Below are 14,588 nucleotides of genomic sequence, written 5' to 3' on the forward strand. Positions count from 1 at the left end.
TCTTTTTTTGATAGATGATTTCTTCATGTTTACATTGTTGTATTTAATAATTAGTTTAAGATTCTTATTTATATTCTAATTAGAAAGTGTTTATTAATATTGGGGATGATAAATGAGGGTAATATATTTATATGAGTGATGCGAATTAACCGTAAAACATTAGTCGATTATTGGGGAGTTTTAGTCATAATATTAGGGTCTGGGTCATATTCATTTGCTCATAAGTCATATGTTCCAGCATTTATTGTAATGTTGTTAACTTCACTATTTTACCTTTATTATGATAAGCATACCGTAAATAAACATCGTCTGCATACTTTAGGGTTCATATATTGTTTGATATATGGAGGAATAATCTTTGTAAATCGGTTTGTTATACATACAGATGTATTGAATCATAGTTGGGTGTCTTGGCTGTTTAATTTGATGTTTTCTTTTGTTATAATTTGTCGTTATCCATTTTATATCTTTAAAAAGATTTATTTAAATATTTTGACAGTACTAGCTATATTTAGTCTGATAGTTTTTGGAGGGGTTGAAATGGAATTATTTACTCCTCAAATAGTCAGTAGATCTGGAGAAGAGGGGCAGTATTTAGAATTTTTTTTTCATTGTGTTGGGTGGGATTATTTATTTCATCGGAATGCTGGTTTATTCCATGAGCCAGGTGCATATCAATATTTCTTAAATTTTGCTTTTATATTGTTCATTCCTGAAATAAAAGAGGGGATGTTGAATCGAAAAGAAAAATGGCAAATGTTAGTTATTGTAGTCACACTTCTTACAACTCTGTCTACAATGGCCTATATTGCTTTTTTGGGAATAGCTTCATTGGTTATTTTCTTCTCAAAATATGGTAGGATGCATAAGGGGTTTTATCCTATAGCTATGTTGTTGATATTTGGGTTATGTATTATGATGATAAATTCTCCCGTGGTTGCAAGAAAAATAGCAGCAAATGATGCAGGAGAGGAGCACATATCTAAAGTGACTCGTACTCGTGATTTGATTACTCAATTTGAAATGACATTAGAACAACCGATTTGGGGATATGGCATTGCTACAAGAAACTTTGAGAAACGAAATTATGGGAATGCTGGCGGATGTATTGGTTTAGTAAATAACTCTGCATCATTGGGATTGCTATGGTTAGTGATATTTCTTTGTTTTGCTTATAGAGGTATTAAACGGATGCAATTAGGCGTTCCAACAATTCTTGTTCTACTTATATTTATTTTAATAGAATGCAATGAGAACTTTGTGGATTTACCTATTACTTATCTATTTATCTTAAATTTTTTGAACTATCAACGTATTAATGTAAATGCAAAAATAGAAAATAATGAAAGTGTGTAATATTGGATATATTCAAATCTTTACAATACTCAATACTTTGCTTTTGTCTGGGGTGTCTTGGCTGATAGGTTGGCATATCAGTGCTATTCATTTTCCTGTTGCGTTTATATTAAGTGTTGTTATCCTGCATTGCTTTAGGAAGAATATAATCAAAGATGTAAGTATTAGCTTACTTTTAATGTTGTTTGTAATCTTACTATCAGCTATCATTCCTGACGGCAGTTATGACGGACAAGCTTATCATCAACCTATGATTTACGCTTTGTCTCATGGATGGAATCCTATTTATGATAGTCACAATACAATAATATCAGAAAACTGGGAAATGAATATATGGATAGATCATTATTGTAAAGGAATGGAGACTGTTTCGGCAACAATTGTAGCTATGACAGGAAATTTAGAATCAGGAAAGGCTGTCTCTTGGCTACTAGGATTATCTTCTCTTTTTCTTATTCATGATTTTTTGGGTAGGAGTGTAGTGGGGAGGACATTAGATTTTAGAAAAAAATTATTTTATACTCTTTGTTTAGCTTTACCTCCCATTTTTGCAACACAAGTATTTTCATATTATATAGATCTATGTGGGTACTTTACTGTTGTTTGGCTTATTGTCGCTTTATATGGAATTTACAGTAGAAAAGCTATTTTAGATTATTTATTAATGACTGCAGCAATCATTTTAGCTGGAAGTACAAAATTTAATATGTTATTTTGGGTTGGATTTTTTACTTTTGTCTTTTTAATATTTCTTTTTGTACAGAAAAAATATAGATTAATGAATAGAATTATAGCGGTGGCTTTGGGGGCTGTAGTTCTTACTATTCTAACTTCAGGTTTTAATCCATATATTACTAATACCATCGATCATTGTAATCCTATTTATCCTCTTGGAATTGGAGATAAGGAGACTGAATATCTAAATGATGGTGCTCAACCGCAATTTTTGCAAAAGAAAAACCGTATTATACAAATATTATATAGCTATACTTCTCGTCCTAGCAATATTCTTGATGGAAAATATATTCCACCATATATTGTAACAGAGAATAATATAATGAGTGCCGGTTCTCCTGGTGCTAGAATAGGGGGAGGTGGAATTGTATTTGTGGATGTTTTATTACTTTCTTTTATATTGTATGCTATATCTAAAAAGAGTTCAATATATAGGAATACTTGTATTTTTATAGGTGTGTTGTTATCATCTTTACTGATACTTCCAATGGGAAGTTCATATAGGTATGTACCTTTTTTCTATATCCTCCCTATTGTGATTCTATTATATACTGAATATGCAGGACTTAAATATAATATTGGGAAATGGTTGAGACGATTAGTGTATGTGTTACTTGTGCTGAATGTAAGTATGGCTATGACGATTTCTTTAGGATATTCAATTCTTAATAAATGTGTGACGGAATATTATGTAAAAGCTATACAGCAAACGAGTCCGCAATACTTTAGAAGTAAAAATTGGAGTTTCAATTATAAAGTTTTTAAAGATGAAATCATAAGGTATGATCCAACGGAAATTGGAGAAGACGCAATAGATTATGAAGAAATTCCTTTTCAAAAAAGTATTCCAATATATGTCAATAGAGAAGAGTTGGACAAAGCAAAAAAGGGATGGGTTACCAAGTTTTTGATTAAGTAATTTTATACTATATGTATGTTCTATTTATGAATTTATTGAGGCTAATTAGGCCACAGCAATGGCTAAAGAATTTATTTATTTTCTTGCCATTATTTTTTGGCGGACATATTATGGACTTGTCTTATATGTTCACATCTCTAAAAGTTTTTTTTGCCTATTGCTTTATAGCTAGCAGTATTTATTGTTTTAATGATATTTATGATCGTGAGTCGGATCGCTTACATCCTAAGAAAAGGCTACGTCCTATAGCAAATGGAAGAGTATCAGTGTTTGTTGGATATATACTAATGATGGTGATGTTTACTCTTTCTATAGTAATATGTTTTTTGCTTACTGATGAAATTGCTTGGAAAGTGATAAGTATTATCATGTTTTATTTTATAATGAATATTGCTTATTGTATTAGATTGAAACGAGTTGCTTTGATAGATGTGTTCATTATAGCAATAGGTTTTGTATTGCGTATATGGGTAGGTGGGATCGCTACTGGCATTTGGATTTCTCAATGGATTGTGTTGATGACATTTCTTCTCGCTTTATTTCTTGCTTTTGCTAAACGTAGAGATGACGTTGTTATGTATGAGGAAAGTGGGGTAAAGGTCCGTTACAATATTAATCGATATAACTTGCAGTTTATGAATCAGGCAATTACAATAGTGTCGGCTGTTACAATGGTATGTTATATTATGTATACGGTATCACCTGAAGTACAGGAACGAATGCATACCTCTTATTTGTATGTAACATCAATATTTGTATTAATTGGATTATTACGTTATATGCAACTAACAATTGTGGATGTGAAAAGTGGGAGTCCTACCAAAATTCTAATGTATGATCGGTTTATTCAACTGTCTATCCTTGGCTGGCTTTTGACTTTTTTTGTCCTAATCTATTTGTGATGAGTATGCTAGAGGGAAAGAAAAATATTGCCGTATTTGATTTTGATGGTACAATTACAAATAAAGACACTTTACTGTATTTTATTCTTTTTACAAAAGGATATTGGGCTTTTATGGTGGGTTTCTTGTTGCACTCCCCTTTATTAATAGCATTTAAGTTAAGGTTGTATCCTAATTGGAAGGTCAAACAAGCTCTTTTCTCATATTTTTTTGGTGGCATGGATTATAAGGAATTCCAACGATGGGGAGAAATTTTTGCTGATGAAGTGGAAAAAATAGAGCGTGAATCGACTGTCGATAAATTAAAGAATCATTTGAAAAATGGTGATAAAGTGTATGTGATAAGTGCTAGCATAGATGATTGGGTCCGCCCATTCTGTTGCTCGCGTTTGGGAGTAACTGCTACTATAGGAACTAAAGTTGAAGTTGATCCTGGTGGAAAACTGACTGGGCGTTTCTTGACGAAAAATTGTTATGGTCCCGAGAAAGTAAATCGTTTATTGGAAATAGAACCTGATAGAAAAAATTATTTTTTATATGCTTATGGGGATAGTCGTGGCGACAAGGAAATTTTGGAGTTTGCTGATAGAGGCATAATGATACGATGAACATTTAAATAGTATTGTCTTATAAATGAAGTTTATGTCTAATAATGTCTATTGTTTAAATTTACTAAAACAAATTTATATCATTTATATATTATAATAATATGAATATCATACTGATTTTAGTCAGTGTTTTACTGAATTGTACTGCACAACTGTGCATTCGCAAAGGTATGTTGCTTGTGGGAGAAACGGGAATGAGTAATATGACTACAAATATAGGTGCGATGATAACAAATCTTTGGCTTTGGGGAGCTATGATTTGCTATGCACTTAGTATTTTTCTTTGGATGGCGGTTCTTTCAAAAGTAGAAGTTAGTTTTGCTTATCCATTCTTAAGTGTAGGATATGTTGTAGCGGCAGTGGTGGGATATTACTTCTTTGGTGAAGCACTCTCGGTAATTCGGATTGTTGGTATTGTAATTATTTGTATTGGTGTGTATTTAATTTCAAGAAGTTAAAATAGTAATGAAGTATTATATTTTTGGAGGAGATGGTTTCGTTGGGCGTTACTTGAGCAATGCGCTGATTGAGCGTGGGGAGAATGTGGTAGTTGGTGATATCCTTTCTACACTTGATGAACGTATTAATAAGAAAGCCAAGTTTATAAATGTAGACATTCGTGATAAGTCTGCTATACGTAAGATTGATATAATGCCCGATGATTTGGTAATCAATCTGGCGGCGAATCAGTATCACACTAAGGTTCCAAAAAATCGTAAAGAATATTTTTACAGTACTAATTATGTTGGTACTAAGAACATTCTAGAAGTGATGGAAGAAAAGAATTGTATGCGCTATTTGATGTTTACTACTGATATGACGTATGGTAGGCCACAATATCTTCCAGTGGATATAAAACACCCGCAAAATCCTTTTGGTCCTTATGGACAAAGTAAAAAAGCGTGTGAAGAAATCTGTCGGGAATATCGACAAAAAGGTATGAATATTACTATTTTCCGCCCTCGTATGATCAATGGACCAGGCCGCCTAGGTATTTTAGTAAAGTTATTTAAGTTAATTGATATGAATTTACCAGTACCAACAATTGGTAATGGCAAGAATCATTACCAAATGATTTCAGTATTTGATTGCGTTAGCGCTATTCTTTGCGCTATAGACAAAGGATTACCTAACAAAGAATATAACTTAGGCTCTAAGAATCCGCCTGATATTCGTACCCTATTGCAGGGGGTTGTTACGTCAGCGGATAAACATTCTATAGTAATTCCAACGTCTGGTAAACTCGTAAAGTTAGTGTTAGGATTATTAGATAAATATGGTTTTACATTAATGTATCCAGAACAGTTTATGATTGCGGACGAAGAGTATGTTCTGGATATTCAGGAAACTGAAAAAGATCTAGATTGGCATCCACAGTATAGTGATGAGGACATGCTGAAAGAGGCATATAAGATGTATAAAAAGAAGAAATAAGATTTTACATACTCAAATATGAATAATAACTTTCCTCGTGTCTCAATAATAACAGTTTGTTATAATGCTGTATCTGCCATACAAAGAACTATATTGTCTGTACTTAGTCAGACTTATGAAAATATAGAATATATAATTATAGATGGAAAAAGTACAGATGGTACCTTAGCAATTATAAAGAAATACGAAAGCAGGATATCTTTTTGGTTATCAGAGCCGGATAATGGTATATATGATGCTATGAATAAAGCTATCAATAATGCCACTGGAGAGTGGGTTCTTTTTATGAATGCGGACGATGAGTTTGTTGATAATAAAGTAGTAGAACGTTTTGTTTTTGTTGTAAAAACTCATAAAAATTATGCTGTCTATTATGGTGATACGATTCTCCGTTATGCCATAGGAGATAGACCAGTGAAAGCTTTGGGGTTGAAAAGTATGCGTTATATGATGGCTTTCTCACATCAAAGTGTGTTCATTCGAACTGATTTGATGAAGGGGAAAAAGTATTCTCTTAAATATAAGCTTGCGTCTGATTATGATTTTCTACTTTCAATTTATCTCGCAGGGGAACGATTTTATTATTTGAAATATTATGTTTCGAGAGTGAGGATTGATGCAGGTGCTAGTTTCTCACATTTTATAGAATCGAAGAAGGAAGTACTGCAGATTCATAAGACAAATGGATATGGAAGGTGGGAGGCTTATTGTTATTATTGGAAGGCGGTATTACGCTTTAGGTTAAGCAATATGCTAAAGAGCATAATCCCAAAAGGATTGATAAAATTGTTACTCAAGATTGAATAAATAATAAAAAGATTTGTAGTAGTGATGAGAATACTTGTTGTTTCTTTTTCTGTTAATGGTGCAATGGGGGATAATTTTTTCTTGCTAACAAAATTCTTTTCAAAAGAGCATGAAGTATTTGTTGTGACTAATAAAAATATTGGGTATGAACTATTAGGAACGAAGAATATATGCAACATCCCTTTTGATAGAAAAAAACCTTTAGATTTCGTAAATCCATTGTCATACTATTGTATTTATAAGTATGTTCATTCTCTCGATTTTGATGTGTGTTTCATTCATAGTCCGCATCCGGTTAACAGATTCATCTATAGAATAGTAGACCATAAAAAAATTATTTCTTTTGTTCATGATCATATTCTTCATTCGGGTGTTAGACAATTAGATGCTTATCTTTTGAAGGCTCAATACAAAGATTATTTTAAATATAGCGCAAAAATAATTGTATCATGTCATTTTATGAAAAATGATATACTGCGACTTGGGCTGATAAAGGATGAAAAAAAAATAGCAGTGAATTATTTGGGTTTAATTGAGAATTTGGTATATCCTAAAAATGAAAATAAGATTTTAGATATAGATGTGTTATTTTTCGGTAGAATAGAATATTATAAAGGTCTTGATATATTAGTAGAAGCGGGAAAGCAGATGAAGAATGTGAAATTCATGATTGCTGGAAAAGGGGATATAAGTCAAATTTTTGGAATAGATTCGCTGCCGTCAAACTTTGAACATGTTAATAAGTATGTGCCTGATAATGAGTTGGCAGGATTGATTCAACGAAGTAAAGTAATAGTATTACCTTATAGAGATGCCACAGGTACGCAGACGGTACAGAGTGTGTTCTATTATGAAAAGCCAGTGGTAGCAACAAATACAGGCTGTTTCCCTGAATATATAGAAGATGGAGTAGATGGTATTATTGTACCAGCTTTAGATATTGTGGCCTTACGGCAAGCTTTGGAGAAACTTTTAGGAAATGATGAGCTAAGAAAAACTATGGGGAAAAATGGTTTCAAAAAGCTTGCAGTGAAGTTCTCTAATGATGAAATTTACAAGAAATACATTTCGATATTTGGCTCGATTTGTAAATAAGAAACAGTTCGAAATAGAATTATGAAAATTTTGCATGTTGGTCAAATGATCGGTGGGCTTGATATTTATATCCGAAACTCTATTGTATATGCAGAAAGTGGTTATGAATATGTTATTGTTCATGGAGATAAGGATAATAACAAACCGATAGAGAAATATGGAAGAGAAATAAAGGAGTATAGAATAAAACTTTATCGGGATTTAAATTTGTGGAATGATTTAAAGGCTATTGTGCAGACTGTGAGAATCATAAAGAAAGAACGTCCTGACTTGATTCATTGTCATAGTGCTAAAGGTGGAATTGTTGGGCGGGCAGCTGGATTCTTGACTCATACGAGAACTTTTTATACACCTCATGCTTTTTCTTTTTTAAGTGCACAATCCGTGGTAAAAAGAAATATCTTTTTGTTTATTGAATGTATCACGAAGTTTAATGCTCGTCTTCTGGCTTGCTCAGAGTCTGAAAAAATAATGGGAGTGAATATGGTGCATTATAAAAAAGATAGGGCTTTTGTTTGGAATAATGCTGTGCCTGATGCTATAAATGAATTGAAAAAAAAATGAGACTGGACAAATATATTTGTTATATAGGGAGACCATCATATCAGAAGAATCCTATTTTTTTAGTAGAAGTGGTGAAAGAGGTTCATACTTTACATCCAGAGGTGGGATTCTGTTTATTGGGAGTAGGTTATTATTCACCAGATCTGGATAGGATGAAAGTAAAGATTGCTGAATATGGTTTGGATAAAGTAATAGAATTGTCTCCATGGCTTAGCCATAAGGAAACATTGGAATGCGTAAAGAACTCAATGTTTTACCTGACTGTAGCCCGATATGAAGGGTTACCTTTGGCAGTGATTGAAGCTATGTCTTTAGGGAAAGCAATAGTTGCATCTGATGTGGTTGGGAATAGAGATTGTGTAGAGGATGGGTATAATGGAAGATTACTTCCTTTTAAGAAAGAGTCTTTTTTGAAGGCCATATGTGAATTGGTAGAAGATAGACAGAAAAGAGACTGGTACGGAGAAAATTCACGAACTCTTTTTGAAAAGAAGTTTCTGATAACTAATAGAATTAAAGAATTAGAAGCTATTTATCAATCATTCTCTTTATAAAATTCTTCAATTATTGGGAACTACAAAATGTACAGTCCTATCATATAAAATATATTGTGATTATCATTAAAAATGAGTATCAAATGAATTAGTATATGAATGTTAGACAAGAATTAGGTATAAAATAAAATGTTGAGATGTAATAAACACGTGAGTGTTTCGTATGTGAGATGAAAAAAATGTAGGTCCCTAGCTTCATGCTGTAAACAGTATGATTCTCCTACATTGTGGATTGGAAATCGTACGACGGTACATTTCTGATCTACGCCCTGACATCGGAGGTTAAAGCCGATGTGAATTTCCCACTATATCAACTGTCTGTGAAGATCGTTGATATTTTTTTACTCTCATTATACTGGATAATAATATCAGTTTTCTTTGTTTATATGTTGAAATATTTGTAACTTTATAGCATAGAAAATAGTAATAAAGAAACGATGGAACATTCAGACTTTGTAGTGAAATGTTATAATAAACAAGAGTTAGCCCAGATGTATTTTCCTGATTTGACAATTCGTGCTTCGGTCAATAAACTTCGGAGGTGGATGAGGAGATGCAAGCCATTGATGAATGAGATACTGTCTACTGACTTTCATCCGAAGACAAAGGCATTTTCTGTGAGAGAAGTGCGGCTTATTACTTATTACTTGGGAAAGCCGGGAGAACTATAAATGATATAAACATAAAAAACTACGGGAGACTGCACTTTCGCGAGCTCCCGTAGTTCTTTTTATATATTCATATACTCTTTTCGACTGTCAAAACAGGGACAAGCCTTATGAATCGAAGCACTAAGTTGATAATGCCCCAGGATTTGCGCATCCGGATACTGATGTTTGAGAATCGTCAACAAGTCAAGTAGCGCGAAGCGCTGCGCCTGTGTTCTCGTATCCGCCGGACGACCTTCTTCATCCAACCCACCTTCATAGCAAATTCCAATACTATGCCGGTTGAAACCTCGCACATGCGCACCGGGCTCTGATACCGGGCGACAATGGTGAAGTTCCCCATTACGGGTGATGTAAAAATGATACCCTATGTCCTTGAAACCTCGTTGCAGGTGACATTGTCGAAGCTGCTCTACGGTGAAGGAAACATTGCAGCGCGTCGCGCTGCAATGAATCACCAACAACTTAATCTCACGTGGGAGATAGTTTTCTTCTGAATTTTCCATATCGGTCAGCAGGAGATTAATGTCCCACGCAGGACGTTACACCGATAGCCGAAATGATCGAAGTCGCGATAGTTACAATAAACTGGAGAATGTTTTTCCAAAGTTGCTTTTTCATATAAATTTGAATTAAAGAATAAATACTACTGATACATTATGAACTCAAGAACCAGTCAACAACCGGTTGATTAAGCTGCCGGGTCCGGAGCTTCCCCGCTGCCGGAACCTCCCTGATTATCATCACCGCCATCATCAGGAAGCGGATCTTTATCCGAATCAGTGGAAGAATCACTTTTATACAATGTATAATCCAATGTCTTACACAACTTGCGGAGATCACTACCCGGATAGAAGAGCACTTTGCCCTTATCAATGCATGATGCCTTGAATTCCTTTGCCGTATCGGTAGGAGTACCGGTCTTGATACTCATACGGAAATTACCCAGGTCACCCATCTGGACGATATTTCCTTCATCCAGTACATTGACGATTTCGAGCAAAAACTCACCGATACAACCTTCCAGTTCCCCTTTGGAATAAGAAGAGCGTTCAGTGATACGTTTACAAACTTCCTTGACCGTCACTTTACGACCGCTACGCGCCACTGCATAAAATTTCGGAGTTTCACTAGGTTTCAACAGGTTCTTACGAGCCATGAGAGTGTAATTCTGTGCCATAACTTTTAATTTTAAATCATTAATTTTTAATTGTTTAATTGCCTTGTAATCGATTACATGACAAAAGTACTACATCGGGAAAGCGGCATGACGCATAATGACGCACACAGGCGCACAGATAAAAAGAAAAAACATCGGGAGATTTGTATCGAAACTTCCCAATGTTTGATTTCAATCATTGAGATGTTTTTTTCAAATCTCCCGATGTTTTTCCGGACTCTTCAAAAGGACAAAAGGACAAAAAGGACAGATGTGACTATTGCTCATTCATCTTGGTATAGGAACCATGGGATATCTTATTGATCTTTACTCCATTAAGCGATTTTAGCAGACGTGTTACCTTACGATGGTTGAAATCGTATTTTGCGCCAATCTGAATCGCTTCATCTGTCGTGAAACTGTCGGGCAACTCTTGAACAAAATTACGAATAGTGTCCGGATTCTTCAGTGGACGGACCGAAGGAGACGGCATGGATGAGTGCAACAACCGGCTATGCTCGTAACAACATAGAACGATTTGAAGAGAACGCTCAAAATCAGCGTCCGTGCAATAAATCTCGGGAGAAAGATCGGTTGCTTCAAATTGCCGGATACGGGTCTGGATCATACTGATACGCATCACCAGAAAAGCATAGCGTTTCACTACGGCTTGGAGGTCATCGTTGCCTTCCAATGCCACCTCGGACAGCATACGTGAGAAAATCTCATTCAGACGGTTCCATTGCAGGCGGTTGAAATGAAAAAGAACCGGATGAGCCAGACAGAAGTGATATAATTCGGAGACACGATGCGCAATCGGTTTGAAAGAATCTTCCAGTGAGACGCAGTCGTCGCCCATTTCTTTCCAGTGCGGAGCTTCGCGGAAAGTGTAAATCAGGGTGCGGCTGGGCAATCCGTTTTCGTAGCTGCTCAATAGGCCGTCTATTTGTCCGGGAGTACCCGTCAGCAACAAAGCCAATTTGGGATGGCGTATATAGATCGGAATGAGGCCGTTGGCTTTGTAGGAAGAATCTATATTTTCGTGCTCAAAAGCCTTGCGGAGCATATCGTCGAAATTGCCACAATCCAGATGATTGGCTGTGGATAGCGTTTGTGCCTCCGTGTCGAAAATGATGCTTCCCTGTGGACCGTTGTCCTGCATCTGCATTTGCATGCGGGTATAGCTGGTAGTAGCAGGAATGAATAGCATTTTGAAAGGAGGTCGTTGCGGTTCTTCGGAGCATGCTTCTCCTTTCTTTTTCTGTTTTTGATATTCTGATTGCCAGTTATTATGTACAGTTTGGTAGTTTTTCATCATAGATTCACTGGTAGACAGGATTTCTGAATGTATTTCTTCCAACAGGTATCGTCCGGTTTGGGCGATACTTTTACCACTGGCGGCAGGCGAAAGTATGACACTGAATATATGCGTGGAGTATTTTTTATGATTATAAATTCCGAAAGTCTGCGGAAGTGCTGCGCTCAAGGCCGTGAGATCGGAAAGGAGAGCGACATCTTGTTCGCGTTCGCTTCCGTCTTCAATGATACAGTCATTTAATAGGTCGGGAAGATTATTGTACAAACTGCGGGGAAATAAAGGGGTTCCTTTTCGGAATTCTTCTCCCAGCCAATAGGCTTCGTCGTCGGTATCGGAATTTTCTGCAGTACTATATTGTCTTTTTGTCCTTATGTCCTTTTGAAAAGAAGGGTCGCTGGCCGGAGAGGAAGCGGGTGCATGTTCATTAACTTGTTTATATCCAGACGATAAAACCTTTGTTAGCTCTTCGGAACGAAAATCTGTGTGCTCGAAAAATAGAGAAAGTTCGCGTAATATGCTTTTCTGGGGATAGTGTCGGCGGCAGGCTTCGCAGGCAAGTTTGAAGACGTTGGAATGGCGCTGACCGGCTGTTAGCGGATGAAAGAAAATATAGGACGAAATAAATTGGGCGATTTCTTCTTCAGACACGTTTTCCGGAGTATTATCCTGAAGGGGAAAGGGAGGAAGCACTTCATTTTCAGAGAAAGTGTTTGTTTCTTCTTTTATAAGTGGCTCCAACACAAATGCCTGATAGAGCGCCGCAACATATCCGTTGGGGGAATAACTGAAATAACACAGGCGACTTTCGTCCTTGCATGCCGGGTCACTCTCCAATCCCAGCAGTTGATTGTAGTAGCGGCTCACTAGTTGCTGCCCTTCACGATGGCGGTTTTCGATACCTTCTACATAGGCGAAAACTTTCACTCCGTCGGTAGGGCTTTCTATTGCCGCTACTGTGTGGGGATCTGCCGCACAACGTTGGATGACTTGAAGACGATCTTTTACATGATCGTAATCAAGTCCGACAATATGGCTGGGGAGAAGAAAGTTTTTGATAGCGTGCGCTCCGTCGAATGTGCCTGCCGGAGTGAAGCAGGGGAGTTGGTTTTTCAGCTTCTGTGCCGCGGCATGGTCTCCTTCTGCATAGTACCGCCGAATAGCGTTTATGATGGAGGCATAGATCGGATGAATGCACATAATAATGACTTCAAGGAAAGACATGACTCGGGGCTTTTTTGAATACACATTTTCGTAAACCGAGACTTTGATTTCTTCTAAAACTTTCATATAAAATTGTTTTTGTAAGATTGAGCTACCTGACTATCAGATAACGGGAACAAAGGTCGGGATATTAAAAATAGGGTTGCTTCCCTATGTGGATAGCACTTGATAAAGCAAATAAAAAATGAAATATTATAATTTATTAATCATAGAATGACATGGCAAAAGAAAAACAGGAACCTTATGAGTTTTTAAGCAATTTGGTATTGGCTTTAATGGATATGGATCGTATTTTCAGTAACAGTTTTTTCATAAGCGAATTCGCTATCTCTCCTAAAACATTAGGGGAGATAAGGCGGGGAGAGGATATGTGCATTTATCAGTATGTACGGGTGATCCGGTGTATGACGAAATATCTTCATTTGATTATTCAGCTGGATATGTTGCTGAAGGAGTTAAGAATCGTACTGTCTTCCCATTGTGACTTGGTGGTCGCTACGGTTCCGCATCGTTCTTGCGGAACTTGTCAGCCGACAGAATGGGTGGCAGTGATGCATTGGGATGGAGTGAAATTGTGATTTCTACAGAAAATAGGGCATTTTTTCAATCTTTTTGCCCGATTTCTTTCTTTATTTAATTTTTTTTATATCTTTGCTTTCATATTGAGAAACACGGATAAAAACTCACTTATTTATTCATATAAATTTAATAAATTATGTTCAAAGCTCCTTTCTCATTTGACGGGCGTATTCGTAGAATTGAATATTTCCTGTCGGGCATTATCGGTGGTATAGTTTCCAGTATTGCATGGGCACTTGGTGTAGGTACATTTATTTTGGGTGCTGCCAGCGGATCGGCCGGTGGATCAGTATTTGGTTTATTGATCGGTCTTGCTGCTATGATTGCTTCCATTTGGTTCTCTTTGGCACAGGGTGTGAAACGTCTGCACGACTTAAACAAATCCGGTTGGCTGATTTTGTTGTGCTGTGTGCCTATCATTGGTTGGATTTTTGCATTGTATATGTTGTTTGCAGATGGTACGGTAGGTCCTAATCCTTACGGAGCAGATCCGAAAAACCGTATGCCATATCAGGCACAGCCTGCTTCTGTAAATGTGACTGTAAACGTTTCAAGAGAAGAGGTGAAAGTTGACAAGCCGGTGGAGGATGCTCCCGCACCTGCAGAAGCTCCAGCGGAGGAGAATAAAGAAAAAGCTGAATAATCTTATTAAAGAAGAAATAAGAAAGC

At 36.2% G+C, this 14,588-nt stretch carries 17 protein-coding genes; 13 read left to right on the plus strand and 4 right to left on the minus strand.

What is annotated here, in order from left to right:
• Window positions 1-138 precede the first annotated feature (138 nt).
• From DXA54_RS06850 to DXA54_RS06900, 11 genes are all read left to right on the plus strand, one after another.
• Window positions 139-1,356, plus strand: coding sequence for an O-antigen ligase family protein (locus DXA54_RS06850; protein WP_371682936.1), 1,218 nt, complete (start codon window positions 139-141; stop codon window positions 1,354-1,356).
• Entirely contained in the window at window positions 1,343-3,010 is a 1,668-nt protein-coding gene (locus DXA54_RS06855; RefSeq protein WP_008651476.1) for a hypothetical protein, read from the plus strand. Before DXA54_RS06850 ends, DXA54_RS06855 begins: the two co-directional genes overlap by 14 nt.
• A gap of 26 nt (window positions 3,011-3,036) precedes the next feature.
• Entirely contained in the window at window positions 3,037-3,912 is an 876-nt protein-coding gene (locus DXA54_RS06860) for a decaprenyl-phosphate phosphoribosyltransferase (protein WP_008651477.1), read from the plus strand.
• The gene (locus tag DXA54_RS06865) at window positions 3,912-4,520 is read left to right on the plus strand and encodes an HAD family hydrolase (RefSeq protein WP_371682934.1); all 609 of its coding nucleotides are present in this window, start codon (window positions 3,912-3,914) and stop codon (window positions 4,518-4,520) included. Before DXA54_RS06860 ends, DXA54_RS06865 begins: the two co-directional genes overlap by 1 nt.
• Before the next feature lie 101 nt (window positions 4,521-4,621).
• Window positions 4,622-4,978 carry an SMR family transporter gene (locus DXA54_RS06870; protein ID WP_008651478.1) on the plus strand — a complete coding sequence of 119 codons (357 nt, stop codon included), beginning with the start codon at window positions 4,622-4,624 and terminating at the stop codon, window positions 4,976-4,978.
• A gap of 7 nt (window positions 4,979-4,985) precedes the next feature.
• A complete protein-coding gene (locus tag DXA54_RS06875) occupies window positions 4,986-5,954 on the plus strand; it encodes an NAD-dependent epimerase/dehydratase family protein (RefSeq protein ID WP_008651479.1) in 969 nt (322 codons plus the stop codon).
• Window positions 5,955-5,972: 18 nt separating this feature from the next.
• Window positions 5,973-6,761: a glycosyltransferase family 2 protein gene (locus DXA54_RS06880; RefSeq protein ID WP_008651480.1), complete on the plus strand. Its 789-nt coding sequence runs from the start codon at window positions 5,973-5,975 to the stop codon at window positions 6,759-6,761.
• A 24-nt stretch (window positions 6,762-6,785) separates the two neighbouring features.
• A complete protein-coding gene (locus DXA54_RS06885) occupies window positions 6,786-7,856 on the plus strand; it encodes a glycosyltransferase family 4 protein (protein ID WP_120079129.1) in 1,071 nt (356 codons plus the stop codon).
• 21 nt (window positions 7,857-7,877) lie between these two features.
• Window positions 7,878-8,420: a glycosyltransferase gene (locus DXA54_RS06890; RefSeq protein WP_032852928.1), complete on the plus strand. Its 543-nt coding sequence runs from the start codon at window positions 7,878-7,880 to the stop codon at window positions 8,418-8,420.
• Window positions 8,417-8,974, plus strand: a complete 558-nt coding sequence (locus DXA54_RS06895; protein WP_032852929.1) for a glycosyltransferase family 4 protein — start codon at window positions 8,417-8,419, stop codon at window positions 8,972-8,974. Before DXA54_RS06890 ends, DXA54_RS06895 begins: the two co-directional genes overlap by 4 nt.
• 437 nt (window positions 8,975-9,411) lie before the next feature.
• Window positions 9,412-9,645: a DUF4248 domain-containing protein gene (locus tag DXA54_RS06900; RefSeq protein ID WP_004296628.1), complete on the plus strand. Its 234-nt coding sequence runs from the start codon at window positions 9,412-9,414 to the stop codon at window positions 9,643-9,645.
• 59 nt (window positions 9,646-9,704) lie between these two features.
• Here the strand turns inward: DXA54_RS06900 and DXA54_RS06905 are convergent, their stop codons facing one another.
• The 4 genes from DXA54_RS06905 to DXA54_RS06915 all read right to left on the minus strand — a co-directional run bounded on the left by DXA54_RS06905 (window position 9,705) and on the right by DXA54_RS06915 (window position 13,406).
• Entirely contained in the window at window positions 9,705-10,148 is a 444-nt protein-coding gene (locus DXA54_RS06905) for an N-acetylmuramoyl-L-alanine amidase (protein ID WP_008020284.1), read from the minus strand.
• 16 nt (window positions 10,149-10,164) lie between these two features.
• Window positions 10,165-10,263, minus strand: coding sequence for a smalltalk protein (locus DXA54_RS28175; RefSeq protein WP_004303901.1), 99 nt, complete (start codon window positions 10,261-10,263; stop codon window positions 10,165-10,167).
• Window positions 10,264-10,333: 70 nt separating this feature from the next.
• Window positions 10,334-10,822 (minus strand): HU family DNA-binding protein, encoded by a 489-nt coding sequence (locus DXA54_RS06910; protein ID WP_004296631.1) that lies wholly within the window; start codon window positions 10,820-10,822, stop codon window positions 10,334-10,336.
• A gap of 256 nt (window positions 10,823-11,078) precedes the next feature.
• Window positions 11,079-13,406 (minus strand): DUF3987 domain-containing protein, encoded by a 2,328-nt coding sequence (locus tag DXA54_RS06915; RefSeq protein ID WP_120079130.1) that lies wholly within the window; start codon window positions 13,404-13,406, stop codon window positions 11,079-11,081.
• A gap of 152 nt (window positions 13,407-13,558) precedes the next feature.
• Here DXA54_RS06915 and DXA54_RS06920 point away from each other — a divergent pair, with 152 nt between their 5' ends.
• Window positions 13,559-13,918 (plus strand): hypothetical protein, encoded by a 360-nt coding sequence (locus DXA54_RS06920; protein WP_004303898.1) that lies wholly within the window; start codon window positions 13,559-13,561, stop codon window positions 13,916-13,918.
• Window positions 13,919-14,055: 137 nt separating this feature from the next.
• On the plus strand, window positions 14,056-14,562 hold the full coding sequence (locus tag DXA54_RS06925; protein WP_004303897.1) for a DUF805 domain-containing protein: 507 nt from the start codon (window positions 14,056-14,058) through the stop codon (window positions 14,560-14,562).
• The last annotated feature ends 26 nt before the right edge of the window (window positions 14,563-14,588 follow it).

This window comes from Bacteroides sp. OF03-11BH (assembly GCF_003604005.1).
Taxonomy (GTDB): Bacteria; Bacteroidota; Bacteroidia; order Bacteroidales; family Bacteroidaceae; genus Bacteroides; species Bacteroides ovatus.

Excerpts from the sequence above, each read along its gene's own strand:
- DXA54_RS06850 (WP_371682936.1), top strand. The coding sequence starts at position 139 with ATGCGAATTAACCGTAAAACATTAGTCGATTATTGGGGAGTTTTAGTC.
- DXA54_RS06855 (WP_008651476.1), top strand. The coding sequence starts at position 1,343 with ATGAAAGTGTGTAATATTGGATATATTCAAATCTTTACAATACTCAAT.
- DXA54_RS06860 (WP_008651477.1), top strand. The coding sequence starts at position 3,037 with ATGAATTTATTGAGGCTAATTAGGCCACAGCAATGGCTAAAGAATTTA.
- DXA54_RS06865 (WP_371682934.1), top strand. The coding sequence starts at position 3,912 with ATGAGTATGCTAGAGGGAAAGAAAAATATTGCCGTATTTGATTTTGAT.
- DXA54_RS06870 (WP_008651478.1), top strand. The coding sequence starts at position 4,622 with ATGAATATCATACTGATTTTAGTCAGTGTTTTACTGAATTGTACTGCA.
- DXA54_RS06875 (WP_008651479.1), top strand. The coding sequence starts at position 4,986 with ATGAAGTATTATATTTTTGGAGGAGATGGTTTCGTTGGGCGTTACTTG.
- DXA54_RS06880 (WP_008651480.1), top strand. The coding sequence starts at position 5,973 with ATGAATAATAACTTTCCTCGTGTCTCAATAATAACAGTTTGTTATAAT.
- DXA54_RS06885 (WP_120079129.1), top strand. The coding sequence starts at position 6,786 with ATGAGAATACTTGTTGTTTCTTTTTCTGTTAATGGTGCAATGGGGGAT.
- DXA54_RS06890 (WP_032852928.1), top strand. The coding sequence starts at position 7,878 with ATGAAAATTTTGCATGTTGGTCAAATGATCGGTGGGCTTGATATTTAT.
- DXA54_RS06895 (WP_032852929.1), top strand. The coding sequence starts at position 8,417 with ATGAGACTGGACAAATATATTTGTTATATAGGGAGACCATCATATCAG.
- DXA54_RS06900 (WP_004296628.1), top strand. The coding sequence starts at position 9,412 with ATGGAACATTCAGACTTTGTAGTGAAATGTTATAATAAACAAGAGTTA.
- DXA54_RS06905 (WP_008020284.1), bottom strand. The coding sequence starts at position 10,148 with ATGGAAAATTCAGAAGAAAACTATCTCCCACGTGAGATTAAGTTGTTG.
- DXA54_RS28175 (WP_004303901.1), bottom strand. The coding sequence starts at position 10,263 with ATGAAAAAGCAACTTTGGAAAAACATTCTCCAGTTTATTGTAACTATC.
- DXA54_RS06910 (WP_004296631.1), bottom strand. The coding sequence starts at position 10,822 with ATGGCACAGAATTACACTCTCATGGCTCGTAAGAACCTGTTGAAACCT.
- DXA54_RS06915 (WP_120079130.1), bottom strand. The coding sequence starts at position 13,406 with ATGAAAGTTTTAGAAGAAATCAAAGTCTCGGTTTACGAAAATGTGTAT.
- DXA54_RS06920 (WP_004303898.1), top strand. The coding sequence starts at position 13,559 with ATGGCAAAAGAAAAACAGGAACCTTATGAGTTTTTAAGCAATTTGGTA.
- DXA54_RS06925 (WP_004303897.1), top strand. The coding sequence starts at position 14,056 with ATGTTCAAAGCTCCTTTCTCATTTGACGGGCGTATTCGTAGAATTGAA.